General features: G+C 63.4%; 22 protein-coding genes. 7 read left to right on the top strand and 15 right to left on the bottom strand.

The window, feature by feature from the left end:
- The first annotated feature begins 131 nt into the window (after positions 1-131).
- The 3 genes from map to glnA all read left to right on the top strand — a co-directional run bounded on the left by map (position 132) and on the right by glnA (position 3,010).
- On the top strand, positions 132-956 hold the full coding sequence (gene map / locus ACNAOH_RS11130; protein ID WP_443970248.1) for a type I methionyl aminopeptidase: 825 nt from the start codon (positions 132-134) through the stop codon (positions 954-956).
- A gap of 239 nt (positions 957-1,195) precedes the next feature.
- Positions 1,196-1,534 (top strand): P-II family nitrogen regulator, encoded by a 339-nt coding sequence (locus ACNAOH_RS11125; RefSeq protein WP_443970247.1) that lies wholly within the window; start codon positions 1,196-1,198, stop codon positions 1,532-1,534.
- A 63-nt stretch (positions 1,535-1,597) separates the two neighbouring features.
- Positions 1,598-3,010 carry a type I glutamate--ammonia ligase gene (gene glnA / locus ACNAOH_RS11120; RefSeq protein ID WP_443970246.1) on the top strand — a complete coding sequence of 471 codons (1,413 nt, stop codon included), beginning with the start codon at positions 1,598-1,600 and terminating at the stop codon, positions 3,008-3,010.
- Positions 3,011-3,129: 119 nt separating this feature from the next.
- Here the strand turns inward: glnA and ACNAOH_RS11115 are convergent, their stop codons facing one another.
- The 5 genes from ACNAOH_RS11115 to ACNAOH_RS11095 form a co-directional block, all read right to left on the bottom strand.
- On the bottom strand, positions 3,130-3,501 hold the full coding sequence (locus ACNAOH_RS11115; RefSeq protein WP_443970245.1) for a PRC-barrel domain-containing protein: 372 nt from the start codon (positions 3,499-3,501) through the stop codon (positions 3,130-3,132).
- Between the two features lie 155 nt (positions 3,502-3,656).
- Positions 3,657-7,844 (bottom strand): translocation/assembly module TamB domain-containing protein, encoded by a 4,188-nt coding sequence (locus tag ACNAOH_RS11110; protein WP_443970244.1) that lies wholly within the window; start codon positions 7,842-7,844, stop codon positions 3,657-3,659.
- The gene (locus ACNAOH_RS11105) at positions 7,844-9,859 is read right to left on the bottom strand and encodes an autotransporter assembly complex protein TamA (protein WP_443970243.1); all 2,016 of its coding nucleotides are present in this window, start codon (positions 9,857-9,859) and stop codon (positions 7,844-7,846) included. The genes ACNAOH_RS11110 and ACNAOH_RS11105 overlap by 1 nt, the downstream gene beginning before the upstream one ends.
- A 202-nt stretch (positions 9,860-10,061) precedes the next feature.
- Positions 10,062-10,544, bottom strand: coding sequence for a DUF1465 family protein (locus ACNAOH_RS11100; RefSeq protein WP_443970242.1), 483 nt, complete (start codon positions 10,542-10,544; stop codon positions 10,062-10,064).
- 134 nt (positions 10,545-10,678) lie between these two features.
- The gene (locus ACNAOH_RS11095) at positions 10,679-10,876 is read right to left on the bottom strand and encodes a YdcH family protein (RefSeq protein ID WP_443970241.1); all 198 of its coding nucleotides are present in this window, start codon (positions 10,874-10,876) and stop codon (positions 10,679-10,681) included.
- A 278-nt stretch (positions 10,877-11,154) separates the two neighbouring features.
- Between ACNAOH_RS11095 and ACNAOH_RS11090 the strand changes: the two genes are divergently transcribed.
- Positions 11,155-11,316, top strand: coding sequence for a YdcH family protein (locus ACNAOH_RS11090; RefSeq protein WP_443970240.1), 162 nt, complete (start codon positions 11,155-11,157; stop codon positions 11,314-11,316).
- Positions 11,317-11,396: 80 nt separating this feature from the next.
- Here the strand turns inward: ACNAOH_RS11090 and ACNAOH_RS11085 are convergent, their stop codons facing one another.
- The 4 genes from ACNAOH_RS11085 to sdhC are packed head-to-tail and all read right to left on the bottom strand — an operon-like array spanning position 11,397 to position 14,795.
- Positions 11,397-12,137: a class I SAM-dependent methyltransferase gene (locus ACNAOH_RS11085; protein ID WP_443970239.1), complete on the bottom strand. Its 741-nt coding sequence runs from the start codon at positions 12,135-12,137 to the stop codon at positions 11,397-11,399.
- A 41-nt stretch (positions 12,138-12,178) separates the two neighbouring features.
- Positions 12,179-14,008, bottom strand: a complete 1,830-nt coding sequence (gene sdhA / locus ACNAOH_RS11080) for a succinate dehydrogenase flavoprotein subunit (protein WP_443970238.1) — start codon at positions 14,006-14,008, stop codon at positions 12,179-12,181.
- Positions 14,008-14,397 carry a succinate dehydrogenase, hydrophobic membrane anchor protein gene (sdhD, locus tag ACNAOH_RS11075; RefSeq protein WP_443970237.1) on the bottom strand — a complete coding sequence of 130 codons (390 nt, stop codon included), beginning with the start codon at positions 14,395-14,397 and terminating at the stop codon, positions 14,008-14,010. Before sdhD ends, sdhA begins: the two co-directional genes overlap by 1 nt.
- Complete coding sequence (sdhC, locus tag ACNAOH_RS11070) at positions 14,397-14,795, bottom strand: succinate dehydrogenase, cytochrome b556 subunit (protein WP_443970236.1); 399 nt, start codon at positions 14,793-14,795, stop codon at positions 14,397-14,399. Before sdhC ends, sdhD begins: the two co-directional genes overlap by 1 nt.
- A 190-nt stretch (positions 14,796-14,985) precedes the next feature.
- Between sdhC and ACNAOH_RS11065 the strand changes: the two genes are divergently transcribed.
- The 3 genes from ACNAOH_RS11065 (at position 14,986) to ACNAOH_RS11055 (ending at position 18,354) form a co-directional block, all read left to right on the top strand.
- The gene (locus ACNAOH_RS11065; protein WP_443970235.1) at positions 14,986-16,353 is read left to right on the top strand and encodes a methyl-accepting chemotaxis protein; all 1,368 of its coding nucleotides are present in this window, start codon (positions 14,986-14,988) and stop codon (positions 16,351-16,353) included.
- A 39-nt stretch (positions 16,354-16,392) separates the two neighbouring features.
- Complete coding sequence (locus ACNAOH_RS11060; protein WP_443970234.1) at positions 16,393-17,409, top strand: 50S ribosomal protein L11 methyltransferase; 1,017 nt, start codon at positions 16,393-16,395, stop codon at positions 17,407-17,409.
- An 81-nt stretch (positions 17,410-17,490) separates the two neighbouring features.
- Positions 17,491-18,354: a dienelactone hydrolase family protein gene (locus ACNAOH_RS11055; RefSeq protein WP_443970233.1), complete on the top strand. Its 864-nt coding sequence runs from the start codon at positions 17,491-17,493 to the stop codon at positions 18,352-18,354.
- A gap of 70 nt (positions 18,355-18,424) precedes the next feature.
- Here the strand turns inward: ACNAOH_RS11055 and ACNAOH_RS11050 are convergent, their stop codons facing one another.
- The 6 genes from ACNAOH_RS11050 to rlmN all read right to left on the bottom strand — a co-directional run bounded on the left by ACNAOH_RS11050 (position 18,425) and on the right by rlmN (position 24,170).
- Entirely contained in the window at positions 18,425-19,660 is a 1,236-nt protein-coding gene (locus tag ACNAOH_RS11050) for a class I SAM-dependent methyltransferase (RefSeq protein WP_443970232.1), read from the bottom strand.
- A 232-nt stretch (positions 19,661-19,892) separates the two neighbouring features.
- Positions 19,893-20,660: a molybdopterin-dependent oxidoreductase gene (locus ACNAOH_RS11045; RefSeq protein ID WP_443970231.1), complete on the bottom strand. Its 768-nt coding sequence runs from the start codon at positions 20,658-20,660 to the stop codon at positions 19,893-19,895.
- Entirely contained in the window at positions 20,657-21,388 is a 732-nt protein-coding gene (locus ACNAOH_RS11040) for a cytochrome b/b6 domain-containing protein (RefSeq protein WP_443970230.1), read from the bottom strand. Before ACNAOH_RS11040 ends, ACNAOH_RS11045 begins: the two co-directional genes overlap by 4 nt.
- 168 nt (positions 21,389-21,556) lie before the next feature.
- Complete coding sequence (locus ACNAOH_RS11035; RefSeq protein WP_443970229.1) at positions 21,557-22,018, bottom strand: acyl carrier protein; 462 nt, start codon at positions 22,016-22,018, stop codon at positions 21,557-21,559.
- A 126-nt stretch (positions 22,019-22,144) separates the two neighbouring features.
- On the bottom strand, positions 22,145-22,903 hold the full coding sequence (locus ACNAOH_RS11030) for a sulfite exporter TauE/SafE family protein (RefSeq protein WP_443970228.1): 759 nt from the start codon (positions 22,901-22,903) through the stop codon (positions 22,145-22,147).
- The gene (gene rlmN / locus ACNAOH_RS11025) at positions 22,896-24,170 is read right to left on the bottom strand and encodes a 23S rRNA (adenine(2503)-C(2))-methyltransferase RlmN (protein ID WP_443970227.1); all 1,275 of its coding nucleotides are present in this window, start codon (positions 24,168-24,170) and stop codon (positions 22,896-22,898) included. Before rlmN ends, ACNAOH_RS11030 begins: the two co-directional genes overlap by 8 nt.
- Positions 24,171-24,185: the final 15 nt, after the last annotated feature.

The raw sequence follows: 24,185 nt of genomic DNA, 5'->3' as shown, positions 1-24,185 counted from the left end.
CCAAGACGGGGTCTTGCGTGAAACGGTTTCGCGCAGCCTTGCTGGCGTAACCGCGCTTCCTTTTAGCCATGGTCTCGCTCTCCGTCTCAAGGCTCTCGTCAGTTGGGGCAGAAGCGCCTATATGGCAAGCCATGACGACATATATGACTCCGAGCGAAGACACGATGGCCCTCCGCACGAATGCGATCAAACTGCATGGGCAGGAGGGTTTCGCAGGCATGCGCAAGGCCGGTCAGGTCGCTGCAGGCATCCTCGATGCGCTGATCCCACATGTCGTGCCGGGCGTCACCACTGGCGAGCTGGACGATCTGGTGCGCGAGATGACGCTCGCTGCGGGCGGTATCCCCGCGACGCTGGGCTACCGAGGCTACAAGCACAGTTGCTGCATCAGCCTCAACAATGTGATCTGCCATGGCATTCCGGGCGACCGGGTGCTGAAGGACGGCGATATTCTCAATATCGACGTCACGCCGCTGGTCGATGGCTGGCACGGCGACACCAGCCGCATGTTCCTGGTAGGAGACGTGCCGATCAAGGCCCGTCGGCTCGTCGACGTGACCTATGAGTGCCTCATGCTGGGCATCGAGCAGGCGCGGCCGGGCAAGCATCTCGGCGACATCGGCCACGCGATCCAGACTCATGCGGAGCGGCACCGCTACGGGGTTGTCCGCGACTTTTGCGGTCACGGCCTTGGCCGCGTCTTTCACGATACGCCGGAAGTCGTGCATGTCGGCCGTCCTGGCACCGGTCCGGAATTGAAGCCGGGTATGATCTTCACCATCGAGCCCATGATTAACGGCGGCAAGCCGGGCGTCCGCCTCCTTGATGACGGGTGGACGGCTGTAACGCGGGACCGCAGCCTCTCCGCGCAATTCGAGCATTCCATCGGCATCACCGAGACGGGCTGCGAGATTTTCACCCTCAGTCTCGCCGGGCATCACCACCCCCCTTACTGAGCCCGCAAAAATCATGCCTAAAATTTAGGCAATTCTTGCGAAAAATGCCCGGAATCCGAGCAATATCGACAATCTCTAACAAAGCCGCCAATGCTGCGCTGGTGATTCGCACCGGGGCGCGATAACACGGGCGTTAAGTGCCGCCGTGCCTTCAAGCGTTTTGCGCTGAAGGCTCTCATGCCTTTTGAAAAAAGCATGGGCGGCCGGGCATAATTTGCGAAGCAAGAGGGTGGCAGGCCATGAAAAAGATCGAGGCGATCATCAAACCGTTCAAGCTGGACGAAGTGAAGGAAGCCCTTCACGAGATCGGCGTTTCCGGGATCACGGTGACGGAAGCCAAGGGCTTCGGCCGACAGAAGGGCCATACCGAGCTTTATCGTGGCGCCGAGTATGTGGTGGATTTCCTGCCCAAGGTGAAGCTGGAAGTCGTCGTGGACGACAGCCTGGCCGATCGCACTGTGGAAGCCATCGCGGCAGCCGCGAAGACCGGCCGCATCGGCGACGGCAAGATCTTCGTCATGAACGTCGAGAAGGCGCTCCGCATTCGTACTGGCGAGACCGATGAGGCCGCCATCTAGCGGCATGCCGCTCCCGTTTAAATTCCAGCAACCGTTCCAGTTCTAGAGGAAGGTAGTCACACAATGGCGAATAAGCCCAAAGACATTCTCAAGATGGTGGAAGAGAAGGAGATCGAGTGGATCGACCTTCGCTTCACCGACCCGAAGGGCAAGTGGCAGCACCTGACCATGTTCTCGGGTGTCGTCGGCGAGGATGAGCTTGAGGAAGGCTTCATGTTCGACGGCTCCTCGATCGAGGGCTGGAAGGCGATCAACGAGTCCGACATGATCCTCAAGCCGGATCTGGACGCCGTCTATGTCGATCCGTTCAGCGCCACGCCCATGCTGATCCTGTTCTGCAACATCGTCGAGCCCTCCACGGGCGAGCTCTACACGCGTGATCCGCGCTCTTGCGCTGTCCGTGCGGAAGCCTATGTGAAGGCGGCGGGCTTCGGCGACACCATCTATGTCGGCCCGGAAGCCGAGTTCTTCATGTTCGACGATGTCCGCTTCAACAGCGACTACAGCGAGTCCTTCTACAAGATCGACGACATCGAGCTGCCGACCAACACCGGCAAGGAATATGAGGGCGGCAACCTGGCTCACCGTCCGCGCGCCAAGGGCGGCTACTTCCCCGTCGCGCCGGTCGATCCCTGCACGGACATCCGCGCCGAGATGGTTTCGACCATGCTCGAAATGGGCCTGCCCTGCGACAAGCATCACCATGAGGTGGCGGCTGCGCAGCACGAGCTGGGCCTGACCTTCGGCACGCTGGTCACCACCGCTGACCGCATGCAGATCTACAAGTATGTCGTGCAGATGGTCGCCCAGGCCTATGGCAAGACGGCGACGTTCATGCCCAAGCCCATCGCGCAGGACAACGGCTCGGGCATGCACACCCACATGTCCATCTGGAACAAGGGCGAGCCGCTCTTCGCGGGCAATGGCTATGCGGGTCTGAGCGACACCTGCCTGTACTTCATCGGCGGCGTCATCAAGCATGCGAAGGCGCTCAATGCCTTCACCAACCCGACGACGAACAGCTACAAGCGCCTCGTCCCCGGCTTTGAAGCGCCGGTACTGCTGGCCTATTCGGCCCGCAACCGCTCGGCCTCCTGCCGTATTCCCTACGGTTCGGGCGCCAAGGCGAAGCGCGTGGAGTTCCGCTTCCCGGACGCGATGGCGAACCCCTATCTGTGCTATGCCGCGCTGCTGATGGCTGGCCTGGACGGCATCACCAACAAGATCCATCCCGGTGAGGCGATGGACAAGAACCTTTATGATCTGCCGCCCGAGGAGCTCTCGCAGGTTCCGACCGTCTGCGGTTCGCTCCGCGAGGCTCTAAACAGCCTTGAGGCCGACCACGACTTCCTGCTGAAGGGCGACGTGTTCACCAAGGATCAGATCGACGCCTATATCGAGCTGAAGTGGCCGGAAGTGTATCGCTGGGAAATGGCGCCCAGCCCGGTCGAGTTCGACATGTACTACAGCGCCTGATCCAGAGCGCGATCAGTCTTAAAGAAGCGGCCCGGGAACCAGCGTTCCCGGGCCGTTTTGCTCGCGCTCAGCGGGCGTAGCCGGGGCCAAGCGTTTGCCGCCTTGCAAGTCCCGATGCCTCAATAAGGATAGGGAATGCCGTAGTAGCCGTGGACCTCACGGCCATAGTCGCGATCATAGGTGGGCTCGCTTCCGCTTGCATAATGCGGCGCTTTCTCCAGCACGGCCTTGTCGAGGTTCACGACATAGCCGCCCTGCTGCACATCATAATCGAGCACATTCCACGGCAGCGGATAATAGTCGCTGCCCAAGCCAAAGAAGCCGCCGAATTGCAGTGCGGCATATTCGACCTGGCCGGAGCGCTTATCGACCATGAAATTGTAGATCGAGCCGAGCTTCTCGCCCTCGCGATTGTAGACGCTGGTGCCTTCCACCTTGTTCGATGCGATAAGCCGGGTGGTTTCATCCGTTGCGATATCGGTCGATGCCATGATGGTCTCTCCTTTGGTTTGGGAAGCCCCCGTGGCGGGGGATATTCTGGCACAACGCGGCCAGCGCCAGGACTATCCGGTGAGCGAGAGACTGATCGTCGGAATGGTGGAGCAGGGCGACGGGTTGAGTCTTCACCCTTCCCGAAGCTCGCGGATCAGTAGTCCTTGGAAACGCGCGCGTTCAGGCTCTGGCGCCCAATGGTCGAGACGCTGGAGAGCAGCGCCAGCCAGCGGGTGATCTGATATTCGACGCGCGTGGCGCTATAACCCTGCCCGTCGGTGATGAGCTCCACATAGATACGTCGGGTAATATATTTGCCGGCGCCGATCGATGTCTTCTGCCCGGTCTGGGTGTCCGCAGGGAGAATGCGCAGGCGGGACAGACCTGTCGCCTTGCGCAGAGCATTGATTGGGTCCAGCCCGCTGCCGCCACCCTGGAACGCCGCGACCGCCGAGGCGAGCTGGATCGCCTCCGGCGCGGAGAGGCTGGCGATCGAGGTTCCGAACAAAATACGGGCAAGCAGTTCGTCCTGAGACATAGCGGGCACGCTGGAAAAGGCGATGATCGGCTTGAGGCTGGTGCCGGTGACGCTGATCGTGGCGCTGAGGCCTGTGACGTCCGCGACCGCGCGGATGTCCAGCACCGGGTTGATCGGCGTGTCGCCGGAAAAGCGCAGACGCCCTTCGCGCAGCTCGAAGCGTCGCCCCGCGAAATCATAGTCGCCGCGCACCAGATTGGCTGTGCCGCTCAATGTCGGCGCGACCACGGTGCCACCGATATCGACGTTCATCGCCCACTCGCTCTGCATACCCAGCCCTTCCACAGCAAAGCGGTTGTTGGCGGTGGCCTTTATGGCGAGGGTCCAGGGCGCTGGCGGCCGGGGCGCTTCGATCTCGTCGCCCCGCCGGTTGATCTCCACCAGATTAAGCTGCGGAATCTGGGCGACAGCCGCGGCCCTCCCAAGCACGAACCGGCTGGAGACCACTTCCAGATTGCCCGAAATCGATCCGCCATATCCGTCCGACTGGATGCGGAGCGGCCCGGTGACCGTCGCGCCAATGTCGTCGCGATCGAGGATCGTGGCGCGCTCTGTCTGAAGCGAGACGTCCATGCCGACGCCGCGCTCGCCTGAGAACGTAAAGCGCGCATTGCCGGAGACGGTGCCGCCATTCTTCGTACGGCCGTTGAGCGTAGTGAGATTGAGCTGAGACCCGTTGAACCGCCCTTCCGCATTCACATTCTCGAGCGTCATGCCCGTGACAGGGCTAGCGATCCTGCCCCCGCGCGCGCGCACCAGTCCGCTGATCTGCGGGTCAGCCAGAGTGCCAGTGGCATCGGCCGTGATCTGGACATCGCCTGCCAGAGCGAAAAGCTCGATATTGGTAAGGCGCCAGAGCGTATCGGCATTGCCCGAAAAGCGCAGCTGCCCGCGCAGAGGCGCTGCATTAAGCCTCTCCATCAGCGACCCCTCGCCCAGCGGCGCGATGAGCGCCTGAGCACGGCCGATCACCTTGCCCCCGTCCGCCACCACCGCACGCACGGCAGCGCGGTTCTGGTTGATCTCGGCGTTGATGCCCAGATCAATAGGCGTCGAACTGAGCGCCAGACCCGAGCGGGTCAGCTTGTTCACCCGCACGTTGATGCGGCCCTGCGGCACGCCCCCACGCGGCGCGTCGTAAATCACTGAGCCATTCACCGTTCCGCCCAGACCCAGATCACTGTTTATAAGGTCCATCAGCGCCAGCGGCGCGTTCACGAGGTTCGCTTCCACATGCGTGCTGGTCGCGCCCAGCAATCCGCCCAGCCGCAACTGGCCTCCACGATAAGTGTAGGTCACAGGTGCCAGCCGCCAGCCGCTATCCTCCTGCGTGAAGATCGCCCGACCCGACTGGCTGATCGACTGCTGATCCAGCGTTCCCGCCAGATCCACGCCGACACTCTCCGGCGTGATCGCGGCGCGCATCTGGAGGTCGAACAAGCGCCCGCCCTGACCAATGAAGCTTGCAGTGGCCTGCCCCGACCCGTTGACGAGCTTGGCAGTGGCCGCGAGCCTGTTGACCCGGATCGTGCCGTAGCGAACGCCCCGCATCTGGGCTGTCGCGTCCACGCTTGTGGCTCCCGGTACGAGCGCGATCCGCGCCTGAACGGTTCCCCGGTTGATCGCGATCGAGGGCGTCCCGTTGAAACGGGCGCGATCGAGATTGAGGTCGACCGCCACGATCTGCGTGCCATCCTCCACAGAAAGACGTGTCGTGCCGCTGGCCGGACCGGTCAGGTTAAGCCGGCCGGAGAGCCCGCCGGTAACGGCCTGAAGCTGGCCTGCCGCGACGACATCGCTCACGGCGAGGCGGGCAACGTTGATCGTAGCGTCCGCCCCGGCGGGGAGCAATACGGCCCCGGCCAACGTGAACGGGCCGAGCATGGACCCGCCGTTCGCCTGCATCTGATAGCCCGCCTGATCCGGCACAAGGACGACGTGGACATCGGCGAGCCGGGCTGCATCCATCGGGCGCGCGAAAACGAGGTCAACACGGGGCCGATCAATCTGGCCGTCGAGAGTCAGGCGCAGCGGCCCATAATTCCGGTGGGTGCCCGCCCCTTCGAAATGAACGGTGCCGTCGCGATTGCGGGCGCCATTGCCAGCAATGCTGATCGCGGGTGCGCTGAGGCGCAGATTGCGCAGCAGCAGGCGACCGTCCGGCGCGAGTGCGAGATCGCTCGTCACACGGGGCAATCCCCCGGCAATGCCGCGCAGGAAAGCATTGTCGAACCGACGCATCACGGCAGAGGCCTTGCCAGAAAGCCCGGCCACGCCGCCCGTGCCCGGCGTTGCATAACGCACCCTCGCCTCCACATCCGTGATGCCAAATCGTGGAATAGCGAACTGGGCCAGCCGAGCGTCGAGATTGACTGCAAACAGCCCGCGCGCCGGCACTGCGTCGATCTGCAATCGGCCCGCGAGTCCCGATGCTCGCAGCGCAACCGGTCCGCTGGTCAGGCGACCATTGGCATAGGTCAACCGGCCGTCCGCCACGAGATTGCGCAGCCTGCTGTCGATCACCGGTGAGCCCAGCGCCAGCGCTCTGGCAGTGAGGCGCAACGGCAATATGGTCTGCCCTTTGACCACCCGTCCCTGCCCCTTTGCGCGCAGGTCCACGAGCGCTGTCTTGCCTTGCCCCAGTCGCGGCACGGCGAGCAGATACTCAAGCCCGAAATTGTCGAATGGGCCAGAAAGGCGGGCCTTGAGCGCGGCGTCTTTCCCCTGTGCCCCCCGCACGAGCGTGGAGAGATCGGCAAGGCGCAAGTCCACGAGCAGATCATCGAAGCGATTGCGGCCAAGGTCGAGGCCACCCTCCACACCGGCTCGCACACCCCGCACGCTGGCACCGGCCGACCCCCGCCAGACCCGGTTCTTCAGAGTGAAGTCGGCATCGACCAATGCGCTGGAGCTACGCAGTTGCCTGCCAATGCCAGCCAGCGGCCCGACCATAGCGAGCGGACCCGACAGGCGATACCGCCCCTCACTCGCCTCGATTGCAACATTGGCGGTCAGCTTTCCGTTGTCGAGCGCCACGAGGCGGCCGCGCCAGCGCCGCCAGTCGCCATCGCCGCGCACCGCCAAAGCCAGCGGCGTCTTCACGCCAGCCAGCGTCCCGATAATCCCTCCCGCCGGAGCTGAGACCTGCGCATCAATATCGAACTTGCGGTCGTCGGGCCGGCTGTCGATCGATAGTCGCACTGCATCCGCCGTGTCGCGGGAGTTGGCGTTGAGATCGACGATGAGCCGCCCGCGCAAGATTTCGGCACGACCGGAGAGGCGCACGATCTGCGGCGTGCGGGCAATCGCGGCCCCCAGGTCCAGCCGCGCCACCTGCAGTTCCCCCACCCGCACGTCGAAACCGGGCAGGATCGAACTCTGCTTGGCTGTGGGGCGCAGGGCCGGCAGCCGATCCAGCCGTGCTTGGACGATGCGCAAATGATCGACATCGAGCCGCTTTGAGAGCCAGCCCAGCGGATACCATTGCAAAACCGCATCATCGATCCGCGCGAATTCGCCCTTGAGGTCATAGAAGCGGACGTCGCGCAAACGCGCGTGCTTGTAGATGCTGCCGTCGATCGAGCCGACGGTGATCCGAAGCCCGGTCGATGTCTGCCATTGCGCCAGTCGCTGGATCAGAAAGCCATGTCCGCGCGGCGTGTCGATCCAGTACAGTGCGCCTGAAATCGCGCCGAGTACCAGCAGAACGAGAAGGAGGACGCCCGGGCCGATCCAGCGGCGCTTGCGGCGACGCGCAGGGAAAGCCTCTGTCGGCGCGTCCAGCGGTTCCGGCAGCTCGGCCATCAGAAGGCCTGACCCAGCGAAACGTATACGCCGATGCGAGAGTCGCCCGACTGCCGGTTGATCGGCGTGCCGACGTCGATCCGGATCGGCCCGAAATTGCTGTAATAGCGCACACCGATGCCCGCGCCCACGCGCAGATCGCTGGCGGAGGGAAGCGGATTCGTGGAAATCGTTCCTGCATCCAGGAAGGGCACGATGCCGAACTGGTTCTCGCTACCGAAGCGGAAGCGCGCCTCCACCGCCATTTCGGTCAGGCTGCGACCTCCCAGCGGATCATTGTTGATGTCGCGCGGGCCGATGGCCTGATAGGCATAGCCGCGCACCGATCCGCCACCGCCCGCGTAGAAGCGCCGCGTCGGTGCGATCCGGTCTCGCCCCGCACCCACAATCGTGCCCAGACGAACCCGCCCGGCAAGAACCAGCCGGTCATTCATCGGCATATAGGCGCTGCCGTCCACCTGCAGCCGGACATAGCCAAAGACATTGCCCTGCAACGAGAGTTCGGGAGATGCGCGCCCGGAAAGCCGGAAGCCTTCCGACGGGTTGAGGAGATCGTCGCTGCCGTCATAGCCCAGGCTCACCGGAACTGCGCCGATCACGTAGAGCAGGCGGCGAGGCACGGGGTCCGTGCCGTAGAGCCGGCGCTCGTCGCTTATGCGCAGCTCGGAACCCAGCGACCAGGTCCATTTCTTCTGGAAGATGAGATTGGTCTGTCGCTCCAGACTGGCCGCGACGCCGAACGTCCGCGCCTCATAGGCATTCTGATTGAGGTTGGCGGCGGTGACTTCCAGATTGAGAGCGCGGTCTCGCTTGTGGAAGTTGTTCCGCCGGAAGATCGCGGATGCGCTCTGCTCATTGGTGCCGACGACGGCACGCAAAGTCATCGCGCCTTCCGGCGGGAAGAAATTGCGATGCTGCCAGCTCACCTCGGCACGCGCGCCTTCACCTGTGCCATAGCCCAGCAGCCCGGCGACGGTGCGCGGCGGCGCCTTGGACATCGCGATGATGAGGTCGACCGTATCGTCGCTCGCGCCTTCCTTCGGCGTGATCGTGAGCGAGCCCGCGAGCCCTGTCGCGATGATTGCGCTGTTGAGATCGACCACGTCGGCCTGATTGAACGGCTCGCCCGGCTCGAAGCGCGCAAATTCAGCAATGTGCTCCGCGCCGAAAGGCGGATCGCCCTCCACGATGATGCGGCCGAAGTTGCGGAAGCCGCCGGTCGCCACGTTAACGACCAGCTGAGCGTCGCGATCATCATGATCGACGCGCAGTTCCGGCTCGGAGACCTTGGCGAAGGGATAGCCTCCTTCCGCCAGCCCCGTTCGCAGACGGCCGACAGCTCCGAGAATCAGATCGGTGTCGGCGGGCGTGCCCGGTGCGATTTCGAAGAGATCTCGCAGCGCCTTTTCCCGCGCGTTGCTGGCGGACAGGCCATTGAGATCGACCTGTGTGAGCAGGTAGCGATTGCCCGGAACCACCTGCAGCCGGGCGCCAACCAGCGGAGGCTGTGGCCGCTCCAGCATCATGCGAAACGTCACGCGCGCATCATAATATCCGCGCGTGCGCATCAACTGATCGACCAGATCGGCGTCGGCCCGCCCACGCCGGTTGATCTGGCCGAGATTGGCGCTTTTCTTCTCACCCTTTCTGAGTTCTGAGAGGAGATCGAAGCGATCCTCGAAGATCTGGTCGATTGCTTCGTCCGCCCCTGTGAACGACACGATGTAAGGCAGTTCCGCGCCGGGATCGATCCCCGCGAGGGCTTCCGCATCCCGCGCGCGGGCTTCGGCGGGATCGAGAACTGGCGGCGCGACCCTGCCCGTTACCAGACTCGGGGCGCTTTCTTTCGCACGCTCCTGTTCGGGAGCCGTTGTCGTAGCAACGCCCGCATCGGCCGCCTGATTACCCACTGTCGGCTCGGGAGCAGTCAGGTCCGGCCAGTCGAGGCCAATGTCCGGCATATCCTCAAGCTCAGTGCTGACCTGCGGTTCGCCCGCCTGAGAAGGAGCGGGCACAGTCTGCGCGCTAAGAGGCAATTCCCAGAGGGCGAGCGCGGGCGCGCACAAGATAAGCAGACTTCTGCGCGTGCGCGCGTCCGGCCATCGCGACATGGGCCCTGTCTAGGTGATTGACCCCACCGCGCAACTGCAATCACGATGCAAAGGGCCGGATCGCGACAAAATGAGGCGAGCGACTGCCCGTCCGCGACCCATGCAGTCAGAGCGCGCGTTCGAGACGGGCCATGAGATCGCGGGCTGGGCTTGGCGGCGGAGCGGGCGCAACATCCTGGATTCGGCCCAGCAACTGGCGTTCGAGCCGCGCGACTCGATCATAAAGATCTTCGCTCGCGACAATCAGAGTGGCCATGTCCTGTCGGAACTGCTGGGTGACCGTAGAGTCGGTGGGTGCGGCAAGACCCAATCGATGCGCTTCTTCCTCGCGTGCGTGCCGGGGGAGTTCCCCGTTCAGGATTGCGCGCTGGGTGAGCAACCACGCGATGACATGCATAAGCCGCGTTGTCGCCTTGAGCGCCTCACAGGCGAAGTCGACCCGGCCCCGATTGTCGAGAAGAACCCGATGTTCGTCCGCTCGCTGGTCGAAGAAGGATCGCGCCTCGTCCGCGAGCACCATTGCCTCGACATACAGATTGTCGACCAGATGCTTGTCCAGATTCCGAACCATGGAGATAGTGTCACGCATGTGAAGCTGCTGGCACAGTTCCCCGCTCTCTGTCTTGGCGGTTAACCTCGTTCGAAGGCCAGGCCGCCTCTAATGAAAGGCAATGTGCCAGACTGGCTCAGAATTTCATCCGGCCAGTCGCGGGCGGAATAGCTTCAGGCAATGTCATCGGGAATGAGGCTGCTTTCCAGCACCGAAATTTCATCGCGAAGGCGCAGCTTGCGCTTCTTCAACCGCGCCAGTTGAAGCTGATCGGCAAGAACCGCTTCGGAAAGGGCGATGATCGCGCAATCGAGATCGCGATGCTCGATTCGAAGTCCCTCGAGTCGCTGTTCGATTTCCTCGACGCTCATTGTCCGACCCCAGTTCCAACCCCCGCACGGCGCGCGCGGCTCTCGCATCGCCAAAGACCGGCAGCAAAGCAAGGGCCGTGACGCAGTCGAACCAAAAGTCGTTAATATTCAATAACATTGTTTCGAGCAAAACTGCATTGGGTGCCCTGACCGCCCCCAATCTCGGCTCATCTCGCCAGACGCGTCGTCCCGTCGAAAGCTCTCCGATTCCGGCAGACAAGCCCCCGGTTTCATGATCTACTTTCTAGGCTTCCAAGCAACGGCATAAGGAGGACAGGATGGAAACCACACATATTTCCGCACTTAACGCCAAGCATGCCGGGCTCGATGCCCGGATAAGAATCGAGTCGGCACGGCCCTTTCCCGATTCGCTTCTGGTAGCAACGCTCAAGAAGCGGAAGCTCGCCATCAAACAGGAAATCGCCCTGCTGCACGGCTGATTTTCCTGCCCCCTCGACCCGCCGGACCCGGAAACCCCCGGGCGGCGGGCATAGGCGCCAAATCGACGGGCACCCCGGCCTTACCCGGCCCTTTGCACAAGTAGCTGCGCCGTTTCGAACCGCCCGTGGTGATCGAACTGTATCAGCGGTTCACCGAAGTCCTTTTTCCGGCCCAGCGCGACAATCGCATCGAGCGGATAGGCGTTCATTTCCATCAGAGGTTCAGCCCATGGCCGCCCGTGCCAGAGGTTGAAGAAGCCGCGGACGCCGGGCACTCTGCGCTGCGCCCAATAGTTGAACCGTTGCCTCGGTGTGTCACCCCGGTTCGTGCAGACATGCAGCGACGCGATACCGCCGGGCGCCACCCGATCCAGCAGCATCGCCACGATCCGCATGCCGCGCTCGACGGGGATATGCTGCAGCACCATGAGGCTTATCACCAGATCATAGTGGCCAGGCGCATTGGCCAGCCGGTCGTCCGACAGCAGGAAATCGATGTTGGATCGCCCGGCGGCGTTGACGCGGGCTTCCTCCAGCATGGCAGGGGCGACATCCAGTCCGGTCACCGCCTCGAAGCGATCGGCAAGCGCCAGAGTGAGCCGGCCAACACCGCATCCGAAATCGAGCGCGCGCCCTCGCGTCGTGAAGCCGAAATGCTCCTGCGCGCGGGCAAGTCGGTCTGCAATATAGGCGTCGCCCGTCTCGAAAAACGCCGTGCGGTTCGCGGCAAGCTGGTTCGCGCGGTAGCGAGGATCGCTGAGCACGGCGAAATAGGGGTCGACCTCCCCCCAGCGCCGCCACGCGCGGTCTGTTCTGCTCAACGCTTTTCTCCGCAGTCCGGCGGATCTCACCCGGTCAGCGATTAATAGACGCGCTTCTTGGGCTTGATGTACGAGACCTCGTCCGTGAGTGTGTACTCATGGACAGGGCGATAATCGATGCCGACTTTGCCGCCCTTGCCGCCCCAGCCTTCGAACGCCGTGACCGTGTGCTTCATCCAATTCTGGTCGTCGCGCTCGGGGAAATCCTCATGCATGTGAGCGCCGCGCGACTCCTTGCGGTTGGCGGCGGAGTGCATCGTCACGACGGCCTGGCTCATCAGATTGTCGAGCTCGAGCGTCTCGACCAGATCCGTGTTCCACACCAGTGAGCGGTCGGTGATGCCGATGTCGCCGAGGCCCTTGTAGATCGCGTCTATCTTGCCGACGCCCTCGGCAAGCAGCGCGGTATCGCGGAACACGGCGGCGTGGCGCTGCATCGTCTTCTGCATGTCGAGCCGCAGGTTGGCAGTGGGCGTCCCACCCTTCGCATGGCGGAAATGATCGAGCCGGCCAAGCGACAGATCTTCCGACCCCTTGGGAAGCGGCCGATGCGGCGTATTGGGGACGACGATTTCCTTGAGCCGCAGCCCGGTCGCGCGGCCGAAGACCACGAGATCGATCAGGCTGTTGGACCCAAGGCGATTGGCGCCATGGACGGAAACGCACGCCGCCTCGCCCACCGCGAACAGGCCTGGGACCACCGCATCGGGGTCGCCATTGCGGATATGGACGACCTCGCCGTGATAGTTCGTCGGGATACCGCCCATATTATAATGGACCGTAGGCACGACCGGTAGCGGCTTTTTGGTGAGGTCGACGCCCGCGAAGATCTTGCCGGTCTCGGTGATGCCCGGCAGACGCTCGTGCAGAACTTTGGGATCGATATGATCGAGGTGCAGGAAAATATGGTCATTTTCCTTGCCGACGCCGCGCCCTTCGCGGATTTCCATCGCCATTGAGCGGGAAACCACGTCGCGGCTCGCGAGATCCTTCGCCGAAGGCGCATAACGCTCCATGAAGCGCTCGCCCTCGCTGTTGGTGAGGTAGCCGCCTTCGCCGCGCGCACCCTCGGTGATGAGCACGCCCGCGCCGTAAATGCCGGTCGGGTGGAACTGCACGAACTCCATGTCCTGCAGCGGAATACCTGCGCGCAGAGCCATGCCGTTACCGTCGCCGGTGCAACTGTGGGCAGAAGTGGCGGACTGGTAGACACGCCCGCCGCCGCCGGTCGCCAGCACCACGGCATGAGCGCGAAAGCGATGGATGGAGCCATCGTCCATGCAGAGCGCAATGACGCCCCGGCAGACCTTCCCGTCCGGCCCGTCTTCCATGATGAGATCGAGCGCGAAATATTCGATATAGAAATCCGCGTCATACTTCAGGCTCTGCTGATAGAGCGCGTGAAGCATGGCATGGCCAGTGCGGTCGGCAGCGGCGCACGTGCGCTGCACGGGCGGGCCTTCGCCCATATTCTGCATGTGGCCGCCAAACGGCCGCTGATAGATCGTGCCGTTGTCGTTGCGGCTGAACGGCACGCCCGCATGCTCCAGCTCATAAACTGCGGCGGGCGCCTCGCGCACCATATACTCGATGGCGTCCTGGTCGCCGAGCCAGTCCGATCCCTTGACGGTATCGTACATGTGCCAGGTCCAGTGGTCCGGCGTATTGTTGCCCAGACTCGCGGCGATACCGCCCTGCGCGGCAACGGTGTGGCTGCGGGTCGGGAAAAGCTTGGTGACGCACGCCGTCTTGAGGCCAGCCTCGGCCGCGCCCATTGTCGCGCGCAGGCCGGAGCCGCCAGCGCCCACCACGACGACGTCGTAGCTGTGATCGATGATCTTGTAGGCAGCCGTAGAAGAAGTGTCCGACATCAGAGAGCGCCCCCGGCGAAAGCGATTTTGGCGACCGAGAAGAGGCCGAACGCGGCCCCGCCGATCGCGAAGAAATTGAGGAGGAGGATGACGGCGAACTTCAACCCGTCGTCATGGACATAGTCCTCGATAAGAACCTGCAGGCCGAGGCGCAGATGCCAGAAGACGCTGACGAGCATCAGGATCATCGGCACCGCGACCAATGGCTGAGCCAACCAGCCAGACACCGTTGCATGATCGAAGGCAGGCAGGCGCACGAAGCTGAACAGAAGCCAGGACACCAGCAGCAGATTGCCCACCGCCGTGAAGCGCTGGAGAATCCAGTGATGCGTGCCGCTTTTTGCCGAGCCGAGGCCGCGAACCCGGCCGAGTTCCGTACCGCCGCGCATCAGGCTGCCCTCCCCACCAGCATCCACGCCCAGAAGAAAATCGTGAGCGTGATCGAGAAAACGATGGTCATCTTCGCCCAGAACTTGTTGGTCTTGAGCTCGTAACCCGCGCCCATATCGAGCACGAGGTGACGCAGGCCCGAGGCCATATGCTGGAAGAACGCCCAGCTCAGCCCCACCATTACCACATAGCCGAACCAGCTCGTGGCGACGGACAGGAACAGCGCGTAGCTCGCGGAGCCGGCCGCAATTGCATAGAGCCACCAGACAAAGCCAATCGTGCCCACAATGGCAAGGCCATCGCCTGTGGCGCGATGAAGGATGGAAACCAGCATTCCCGGCCCCCACCGCCAGATGCTGAGGTGCGGCGAAAGCGGTCGCCGTGCAGATTGCGCCATGATTATCTGTCCGTCCCTGTCATGTTTGGCAGCGCTTTAGCGCAATCGCGCGACACTGCAAACGCGTTGGGGTTCCCTGAACGAACAAAGCAGAGACGCAATTGTCTTAAACGTCGAATTAACGAGCCCCCGACTATGGACCATCGTCAATTGGGCGGCGGGGACCGCCCGGAAACACAAAGAGAGACGAATGACGCCCAAGCTTGAAAACCTGACGATGGCGGAAAAAGTCCGGAAGGTCGATCCGAACGGCACTCTCGTCGAAGCGACACAGCGCATCGGCACGCTCGTGATGCCGCAACTGGACAGCGTCGTGAAGGCGGCGATGGAAGCCCAGCTCAACCACGCACCCGCCGAAATCATGCTTCGCCCCTACGAAAACGTGGAAATGCAGGCACTCACTGCGGATTTCTACCGCGATATGCTTCTTCATGTCGACCGGGACGCCTGGGGTGCGCACTGCCGAAAGCTGATCCACGACACCCGCTACGGCGAACTGCCCGTCTGCGTGCAACTGCTGAGCCTCAGCGCCGCGATGGACAAGATCCGCGATCTCATCCGCACTGCCACTGCGGACCCTCAGGAAAATGCAGCGCTTTTTGACGCCATGCGCCATCTCGCGCTGCTCGGCGCGGAGACAATCTGCTCCGTCCACACGCAGGCAATGGCCCAGAAGGACGCCGAACAGCGCGAGCAGCAGCGCGCGGCCTTCGCCCATATTTTGACGGACCAGATCGACGGCACGACGCAACTTGGCCTGCGCCTGCGCGATCAGGCACGAGAGACGTCCGCTGCCACGCGCGGCATGCTCGACAAGGCATCGGAAGTCGCGGCTGCCGCGGAGCAGTCCGCGATCGCCATGCGCGAGGCGGCACACACCTCCTCCGGGCTTATCCGGGCGATCGACGATGCGCGCTCCGAAGTCGATGACGCCGCCGACGTTGCGGCGCTCGCCTCGCAGCAGGCCGGGGACGCCGTGGAGATGTCCGCGACGCTCTCCGACCACGCCAAGTCGATCGAATCCATTCTCGGCCTGATCCGGGACATTGCCGGGCAGACCAACCTTCTCGCGCTCAACGCCACGATCGAGGCGGCGCGCGCAGGCGATGCCGGTCGCGGCTTCGCGGTGGTCGCACAGGAAGTAAAGAGCCTCGCCAATCAGACCGCGCGGGCAACCGACGACATCGCCCAGAAGATTGCAGCGATCCAGAACGCGACGCGTCTTTCGGTCGAAACCAACGAGCGGATTCGCGCGACAGTGCAGGATGTTCACAGCATGGGCGTGCGCATCCGCAGCGCCATGGACGCGCAATCGCAGACCGTGACGATGATAACGGCTGCTGTCGACGAAACCGCACTTGCGGCCGATTCAATGTCGAGCAACATTTCCGCGATCCGCCAGGACACGGAAATCGTGGCTTCGGAGATCGACGCGCTCGAACAGGGCTTCAATGATGTCCAGATTCGCCTCGATCGCCTGCGCTCCGATTCGGAAGGGGCCGTTCAGCAGAACCTGCCCGTCCGCGCGCGAGCGGGCGGCTATGGTTCGCGACACTGATGGATTGAACATCAGGCCACCATCGTTCTAGGCTGGGCGATGGCCAGAAAACAAAAATCCGCCGCGCCTGCCTCCGAACTGGAAGCATGGCAGCTCTCCATTCCCTGCAGCCGGACCGAAGCTCTGGCCATCGAAGCCGAGAGCGACGACATGCTCGGGGATTGGTCCGGCATGCCCGCGCTCTCCACGCGGGAAGTGGACGAGAACAGCCCGGACGCGTGGCTGCTGGACGCCATTTTCGATCATGAGCCCAATGCCGACGAGATCGAGGCGGTTCTGGCTCTCGTGCCGGGCGCGGACCTGAGCGCCACGAAGCTTGAGCGGCTCCCGGACACCGACTGGGTGACCCAGAGCCAGAGCGGTCTCGACCCCGTAGCGGCGGGGCGCTTCTATATCGTGCATGATGACGCCGCCGTGGTCCCCGCTGGTCATGTCGCCTTCAACATCCCCGCGAGCCGGGCGTTCGGCACTGGCCAGCATGAGACGACGCGAGGATGCCTGCTGACGCTTGAGCAACTTGCGCTCTCCGGTCACCGCTTCGGCAATATCGCGGATATCGGCACGGGCACGGGTCTGCTCGCGTTCGCGGCACTCTCGCTGTGGCCGCGTGCCCACGCCATAGCCTCCGATATCGATCCGGTGGCGATCACCGTGACAGCGGAGAATGCCGAACGGAATGGCGTGACGCTGGGCGAAGGACCGGGCCGCCTCCTCCTACGGGACGCACCGGGTGTCGACGATCCGCTGATTACTGGCCTTGCCCCTTATGATCTCATCATGGCCAATATCCTGGCCGGCCCTCTCATCGAGTTGGCGCCGGGCCTCTGCGCGCAACTGGCCGAGGGCGGCTCGCTCATTCTCGCCGGACTCCTGAACGAGCAGGCGGACGCCGTACTCGCAGCCTATCGGAAGGAAGGGATGCGCCTCGCCGGGCGATGCGACCATGGACACTGGCCTACCCTGCATCTGCGCAAACGCCGCCGCTTCGGCTGGCGCCGCCGCGCCCGCTGGCAGGCCCGTCACCATGGGGATGCGCCGGGCTATGGGAGCCTTTAGGTCCGCGCAGCCCACCCCATTGACAGCGAGCCGCTGAGCGACGAGCCTCCCGCCCGATCATAAAGGGAGAGACTCACGGCCATGTGCGATCAGGATATTCATCCCGGCCTCATTGAGGACTGGAGCGTCAGCCGCCGGCGCTTCGTGGCAGCCGGCGTCGCCGTTGCCGGATTTGTCAGCGCCTGCGCCAAAGCCGCCGAGAATGTCGTGGAGAAGGACGTCACCGTGAAGACGGCCGACGGTCAGGCGGACGCGGCGCTCTTCCATCCCGCCGGAAAGGGCACATGGCCCGCCGTGCTTGTCTGGCCCGATATCATGGGCCTGCGTCCGGTCTTCCGCGATCTCGGCAGGCGCCTTGCCGCGCAGGGCTATGTCGTGCTCGTGGTCAACCCGTTCTACCGCGACAAGAAAGCGCCTGTGATCGACGGCGCCATCGACTTTAGCAATCCGCAGACGCGCGAGATCCTCATGGGTTTTCGCGGCAAGCTGACCGACGATGCGGTCGATCGCGACGCGCAGGCCTTTCTCACATTTCTCGATGCGCAGCCGCAAACGAACAAGAAGGCGAAGGCCGGCGTGCAGGGCTATTGCATGGGCGGCCCTCTCTCCTTCCGCACGGCGGCGGCAGTGCCTGCGCGCATCCGGGCGGTGGGCAGCTTCCACGGCGGCGGCCTCACCACGGATCAGCCGAGCAGCCCGCATCTGTTGATCCCGAAGACCAACGCCTCCTATCTCGTCGCGATCGCCAAAAACGACGACGCGCGGGATCCCAAATCCAAAGACATATTGAAGTCGGCATTCGCGGCGGCAAAGAAGACCGCGACGGTCGAGGTCTATAATGGCGACCATGGCTGGTGCGTGCCCGGCAGCGCTGCCTATGTCGAAAAAGAGGCGGAACGCGCCTGGGCTGAACTCACCAAGCTCTACAAGGCCGCGTTGGTCTGATCCGGAGGGGCCGGGCTCTGAGGCCCGGCTGACTCACCTCGTGGCGCGCCGGGAAAGCGCGCCACCGATACTACCCAATGGCCCGATAACGGGCTTCAGCTTCGGCCATATAATCCCGCGTGATCGGCAGGGTGTCGCGGTCCCGCGCATATTGCAGCTGATAGATGGTCTGCGACCCATATCGGAAGCCGGAGGCCGAAGCCGCGAGATAGAAGGTCCACATCCGGTAGAAGCGCTCGTCATAGAGCGCGACGATCTCGTCCTTCGCCGCCACCGTGCGCGCGTACCAGCGCTGAAGCGTGTGGTAATAGTGCAGCCGCAGCGTCTCGATGTCGGTCGGCAGCAGCTTGTTGGGCTCGCTCGCCGCCAGAATCTCGGACAGAGCAGGCGCATAGCCGCCGGGGAAAATATATTTGCGCGTGAAAGCGTCCGTGCTGCCCGGCCCGTCCAGCCGGCCAATGGTGTGGAGCAGCATCACGCCTTCGGGCGTCAGCAGATTGTGGCAGGTGCGGAAGAACTCGCGATATTGCGGCAGGCCGACATGCTCGAACATGCCCACCGACACGATCCGGTCGAACGGTCCCTGTACGTCGCGATAGTCGATGAGTTCGAAGCGGACGCGCTTTTCCACGCCCGCGTCCTTCGCCCGGCGGCGCGCGACCTTGAGCTGCTCCTCGGAGAGTGTGACGCCCAGCACGTCCACATCTGCCACGCGGTTGAGATAAAGCGCCATGCCGCCCCAGCCGCAGCCAATGTCCAGCACACGCTGGCCCGGCTTCAGGTCGAGCTTCGCGGCAATATGCGCCTTCTTCTCTAGCTGAGCCTGCTCCAGCCCCACCGTCTCCGGATCAGTGAAATAGGCGCAGCTATATTGCCGGTCGGCATCCAGGAAGAGATCGTAGAGCCGATCGGACAGGTCGTAATGATGCGCAACGTTCGCCTTGGAGCGCGCCCGCTTGTTATGCCCGTCGCGCCAGTGCTTGAGCCGCTCACGCAGCTTGCCGACCGTGCCGAGTTCGCTGATGAACGTGCCGTTTTCCAGCCGCGTGTTGGCGCCGACGAGCATGACGAGATCCCAGATCGTCCCCTGCTCGACGAGCATGCGGCTGTCCATATAGCCCTCGCCCGCGCCCAGCGCGGGATCGCGGACGATAGCCGCCGCCGCGCTGTTTTGCGTGAAGCGCACCGCTACATCGGGAAAGCCCTCAGCAGGCGTGCCGATCACATCCACAACGCCATCGGGATAGCGCAGCTCGAGGGTTCCCTGCCTGATTGCCGTGGCAAGGAGTCGGCTCAACATCTTCATGGGACTGGGCTAGCCCCGACCGCCCGCCGGGATCAAGGGCTTGATGCGGATTAGTGGGTGAACTCAGCTGGATACATAAATGCCGTCATGCTGAACTTGTTTCAGCATCCATGGCCGCAGGAAAATCCTGAGAATAAAATGGCCCCTGAAACAAGTTCAGGGTGACGAGAATGGACGCCGGCAGTCGGCCCGGAAGCACAGATGACGGCGGAAGAGAGTTCGCCAGGCAGTGCTAGATACCGGCATACCATTCATAGCCGGCGCGATCCTCCCAATAGCCGCCCTTGCCGCCGCGCACGGCGAGCAAGCTGTCCACCGCATCGATCCGCGCAAGGTATTTCGCCTGCTTGTAGCCGAGTTGCCGCTCGACCCGCAGGCGCAGCGGCGCACCGTTCTGCACCGGCAGCGGCCGGTCGTTGAGGCCGTATGCGAGGATCGTCTGCGGATGGAAGGCGTCCACCCGGTCGATGCTCTCATAATAACCAGTGCCGATGCCACCGCCCCATTCGTCGAGACAATGGAAGACGAGATAGCGCGCGCGATCCTTCAGCCCGGCCGCCTCCAGCACGCGGGCGAGCGGCACGCCGCGCCATTTCCCGATCGCGCTCCAGCCCTCCACGCAGTCATGCCGGGTGATCTGCTCGCGGTGGGGCATCGCGGCAATGTCCGCGAGTGAGAGGCGCAGTGGCCGTGCGACCAGCCCCGTCACGTCCAGCCGCCAGTCCGCGAAATTGCCGCGCCACAGCGCCTTATAATGCTCTGTCGCGGGGTTCGCCGTGCCGTTTGAACGGAAAATACGCGAGCGCTCCTCCGGGCGGTACTCGCGCGCCAATGCATCGGGCGCCAGAAGAAGCCGCTGGCTCCAGCGATGGAAATTCTCGGCAGTGAAGAGCAACTCGCGCTCCTGTGGGCTCTGACCGATGCTGTCGCAGCCAGACAACAGCCCTGCCCCGCCCGCTGCCAGCGAGCCCACCAATGCGCGCCGGGTCAGGAGGCTCATGACCTTTCCTCCAACACGACCCGCATCCGGCCAGTAATCATGCTCCGCAGCAAATTGAGCGGGCCAGCGAGCAGCACCATCAAGATGTGCACGACAAAGAACGCCACCAATAGCCACGCCGCGATGAAATGCACCGACCGCGCCGACTGCCGGCCACCGAAAATATCGAGCAGCCAGGGCCATGCCGCATCCATGCCTGGCGACATGGCGAGGCCCGTGAAGATCATCGCCGGCAGCAGCACGAAGATCACCACGACATAGCTCCATTTCTGCAGGCTGTTATAGCGTAGTGCTGCCGCGCCTTTCGGGAAGCGAAGCCGCGCGTGATCGGCGATTTCCTGCCCCAGATGCCGCGCTGAAACGTCCGCGCGCGTCACCTTGAGGTCGCGGCGGAAATGGCCGTTGGCGAGGCTCCACAGCATGAACGCCAGCAGCCCGAAGGCGAAGATCAGTGCGGTGCTCAGGTGCCAGCGGCGCGAGAGCGCGAGGTCATAAGCGGAAGGGAGCGTCCACAGCGCGCCGAAGCGGCTCTTCTCCAGCCAGGCATGGTCGAAGTTGGCGCCATACTGGCCCCAATAGAGCCGGGGATGGGCATTGAAGATGCCGAGGCCGCTCTTGAACAGGATAAGGAGGCACAGCGCGTTCAGCCAGTGCCAAAGCCGCGTCACCAGCCCATGCCGGCGCACGGTCGCGGCAGCTTGATCGGCGGAGTCGGGTGGTCCCGTCATGGCGCTCTTGTGGCGCCGATTGGTCTCATCGTCCAGTCTCGGCAGCGTACACGATTTGATTGCGTGCCAATCGCTGGAATTTGCGGAAGGCGGGCATGGCAGCTATTCCGGCTTTGACGATAAAGCTCCGGCTTTGACGATAAAAGCAGCCTGTCGGGACACGACGACTTAGCGGACATCGGCGGGATCAGATGGCCAGCGACCCGCTTGTACAATCTCCGCAAGCCCAGCGACCGTGAGAGGCTGCAATTCTCGACCGAACCAGCGGGAGAACAACCATCCGCCACCTACGAACATCGCTATCGCCAATCCCCACGCCGCAACTGATGGCCAATGCAACGCAGCCGTCAGTACGCCCGCTGCACCACTACAGATGATGATGGCGAGAATACCGATCAGGATCGCTCGCGGGCTCGCACCTTCTGTGCTGAAGAACACGCGCCACTGGCGGTTCAATTCTGTAAAGTCGGTCCCAAACCGATCTTGCAGCGCTTCGAAAATCTCCGCAGCGTCGTCGCCATCTACGCCGAGGTCGTGCAAAATCCGAGCATCAGGCGTGACCTTGCGCGCGGGCACTCCCTGTCCTTCGATCAGCAGCTTACGCACCGTCGCTGATGGATCGTCACTCACAACGGCATTCTACCCCAGCGGCGAATGTGCGCAATCCCCAGACATTCCCGCCCTTTCGACGACCTTGATGCACGCTCTCGAAGCGCACATTCGCTTAGCTGAGAATTTGCCCTTGCCGCCCCCGCGCTACCCATAAGCGCGGTGAAAGAACGCCAACGTCGTCGCAGCGGTGATGACGATTGTTCCCCAGCGCACCACGCCGTGCGAGAGCCGCTTGCCCACATGCGCGCCAAGCCATCCGCCCAGCACCCCGCCCGCGATCATCGGCAGCGCCGGTTCCCAAGCAACCATGCCGAACCAGACGAAGATGAAGGCGGCTGCAAGATTGGCAGTCGCCAGCATCGCCGTGCGCATCGCGAACACCTCGCGTGGATGGATGCCCGCCAGCAGCCCGAAGACCGCCGTCGCCATGATGCCGACGCCCCCACCGAAATAGCCACCATAAATGCCGAGCAACATTTGCGTGAATACGAGGGTGGGCGTGCCGATCCGGGTTCGCGCGCGCAGCCAGGCTCCTATCCGTCCTCCGAAGGCAATTGTCACGAAAGCAATCAGCAGCAGCCAGGGGATGATCTCATCGAATGCATGGCCCGGCGTCACCACCAGCAAAAGGCTGCCGACAAGGCTGGAAACGAACGTGATCCCCAGCAGCAGTCGCCAGTCCACGCCACCCACCGGCGCGATCTCGTCGCGATAGGTCCAGCTGCTCGCTACCGCGCCGGGCAGCAGCGCGAAGTTGGAGGTCGCGTTGGCGATATTGGCCGGCAGGCCGAGCGCGATCAGCGCAGGCAAAGTCGCGAAGGTGCCGCCCCCCGCCAGCGCGTTCATGATGCCGCCCAGAAGTCCCGCGCCCGCAGCGAGCGCGACCGCACTAGGGTCAGCCAAGCGCCGCCTGCTTCTCGTCCGCGAGCCGATCGAGTTCCGCGCGGCTCTTCTTCTCGGAAGCAGACTTGAGTTGCCCGCAAGCAGCCATGATGTCCCGTCCGCGCGGCGTGCGCACTGGCGCTGAAATGCCCGATTCGAAAATGATCTCCGAAAAGCGCCGGATGCGTGCCGGGTCAGAGCATTCATAGCCCGTGCCCGGCCAGGGATTGAAGGGGATGAGGTTCACCTTGGCGGGCAGCTTGTATTTGCGGATGAGACGAACGAGTTCGCGCGCGTCTTCGTCGCTGTCGTTCTTGTCCTTGAGCATAACATACTCAAAGGTGATGCGCCGCGCGTTGTTCGCCTTGGGATAGTCCGCGCAGGCCTGCAGCAGCTCCTCAATGCCATATTTGCGATTGAGCGGCACGACTTCATCGCGCACTTCCTTGGTCACGGCGTGAAGCGAGACGGCAAGGTTCACGCCGATCTCCTCGGCCGCGCGCTGCATCATCGGCACCACGCCGCTGGTCGAGAGCGTGATCCGCCGCCGGGAGAGCGCGAGGCCCTCGCCGTCCATCACGACCTTCAACGCGTCACGCACATTCTCGAAATTATAGAGCGGCTCACCCATGCCCATCATCACGATGTTGGTGAGCATCCGCCCGTCCGGGGAATATTGCGGCGCGTCCTCGTCCTCGTCGGCATCGACCACGGCGCTCATATTGCTGGCCATGTTTCCTCGGGGCCATTCGCCCAGCGCGTCGCGCGCGAGCATCACCTGCCCCACGATCTCACCGGGGGTGAGATTGCGGACGAGACGCATCGTGCCGGTGTGGCAGAAGCGGCAGTTGAGCGTGCAGCCCACCTGGCTGGAGACGCAGAGCGTGCCCCGGTCGGCGTCCGGGATGAACACCATCTCATAGTCCTGCCCGTCGTCCGAGCGGAGCAGCCATTTGCGCGTACCGTCGCTGGAGAGCTGCGCTTCCACCACCTGCGGCCGACCGACGACAAAGCGCTCGGCCAGCCACGGCCGCAGCGGCTTGCCGAGGTCGGTCATCTTCTCGAAGTCGGTCTCGCCGCGATGGTAGAGCCAGTGGAAGAGCTGCTTGGCCCGCAGCTTCGCTTGTTTCTCGTCCAGCCCTGCAGCAGAAAGCAAGGCGCGGATACCCGCCTTGTCGAGACCTAGCAGGTCTTGCCGGCCATCCTCGCGCGGGGTGATCGCACGCGGCACGGGCACGGGATCGACATGGCCGGGGATCGGCATCAGAGACGTCGCGGATTCGAGCATGGCGCGCATATATGC

It is taken from the genome of Sphingobium sp. CR28 (assembly GCF_052327305.1).
Taxonomy (GTDB): domain Bacteria; phylum Pseudomonadota; class Alphaproteobacteria; order Sphingomonadales; family Sphingomonadaceae; genus Sphingobium.
This window is presented reverse-complemented; position numbering and strand designations above follow the sequence as displayed.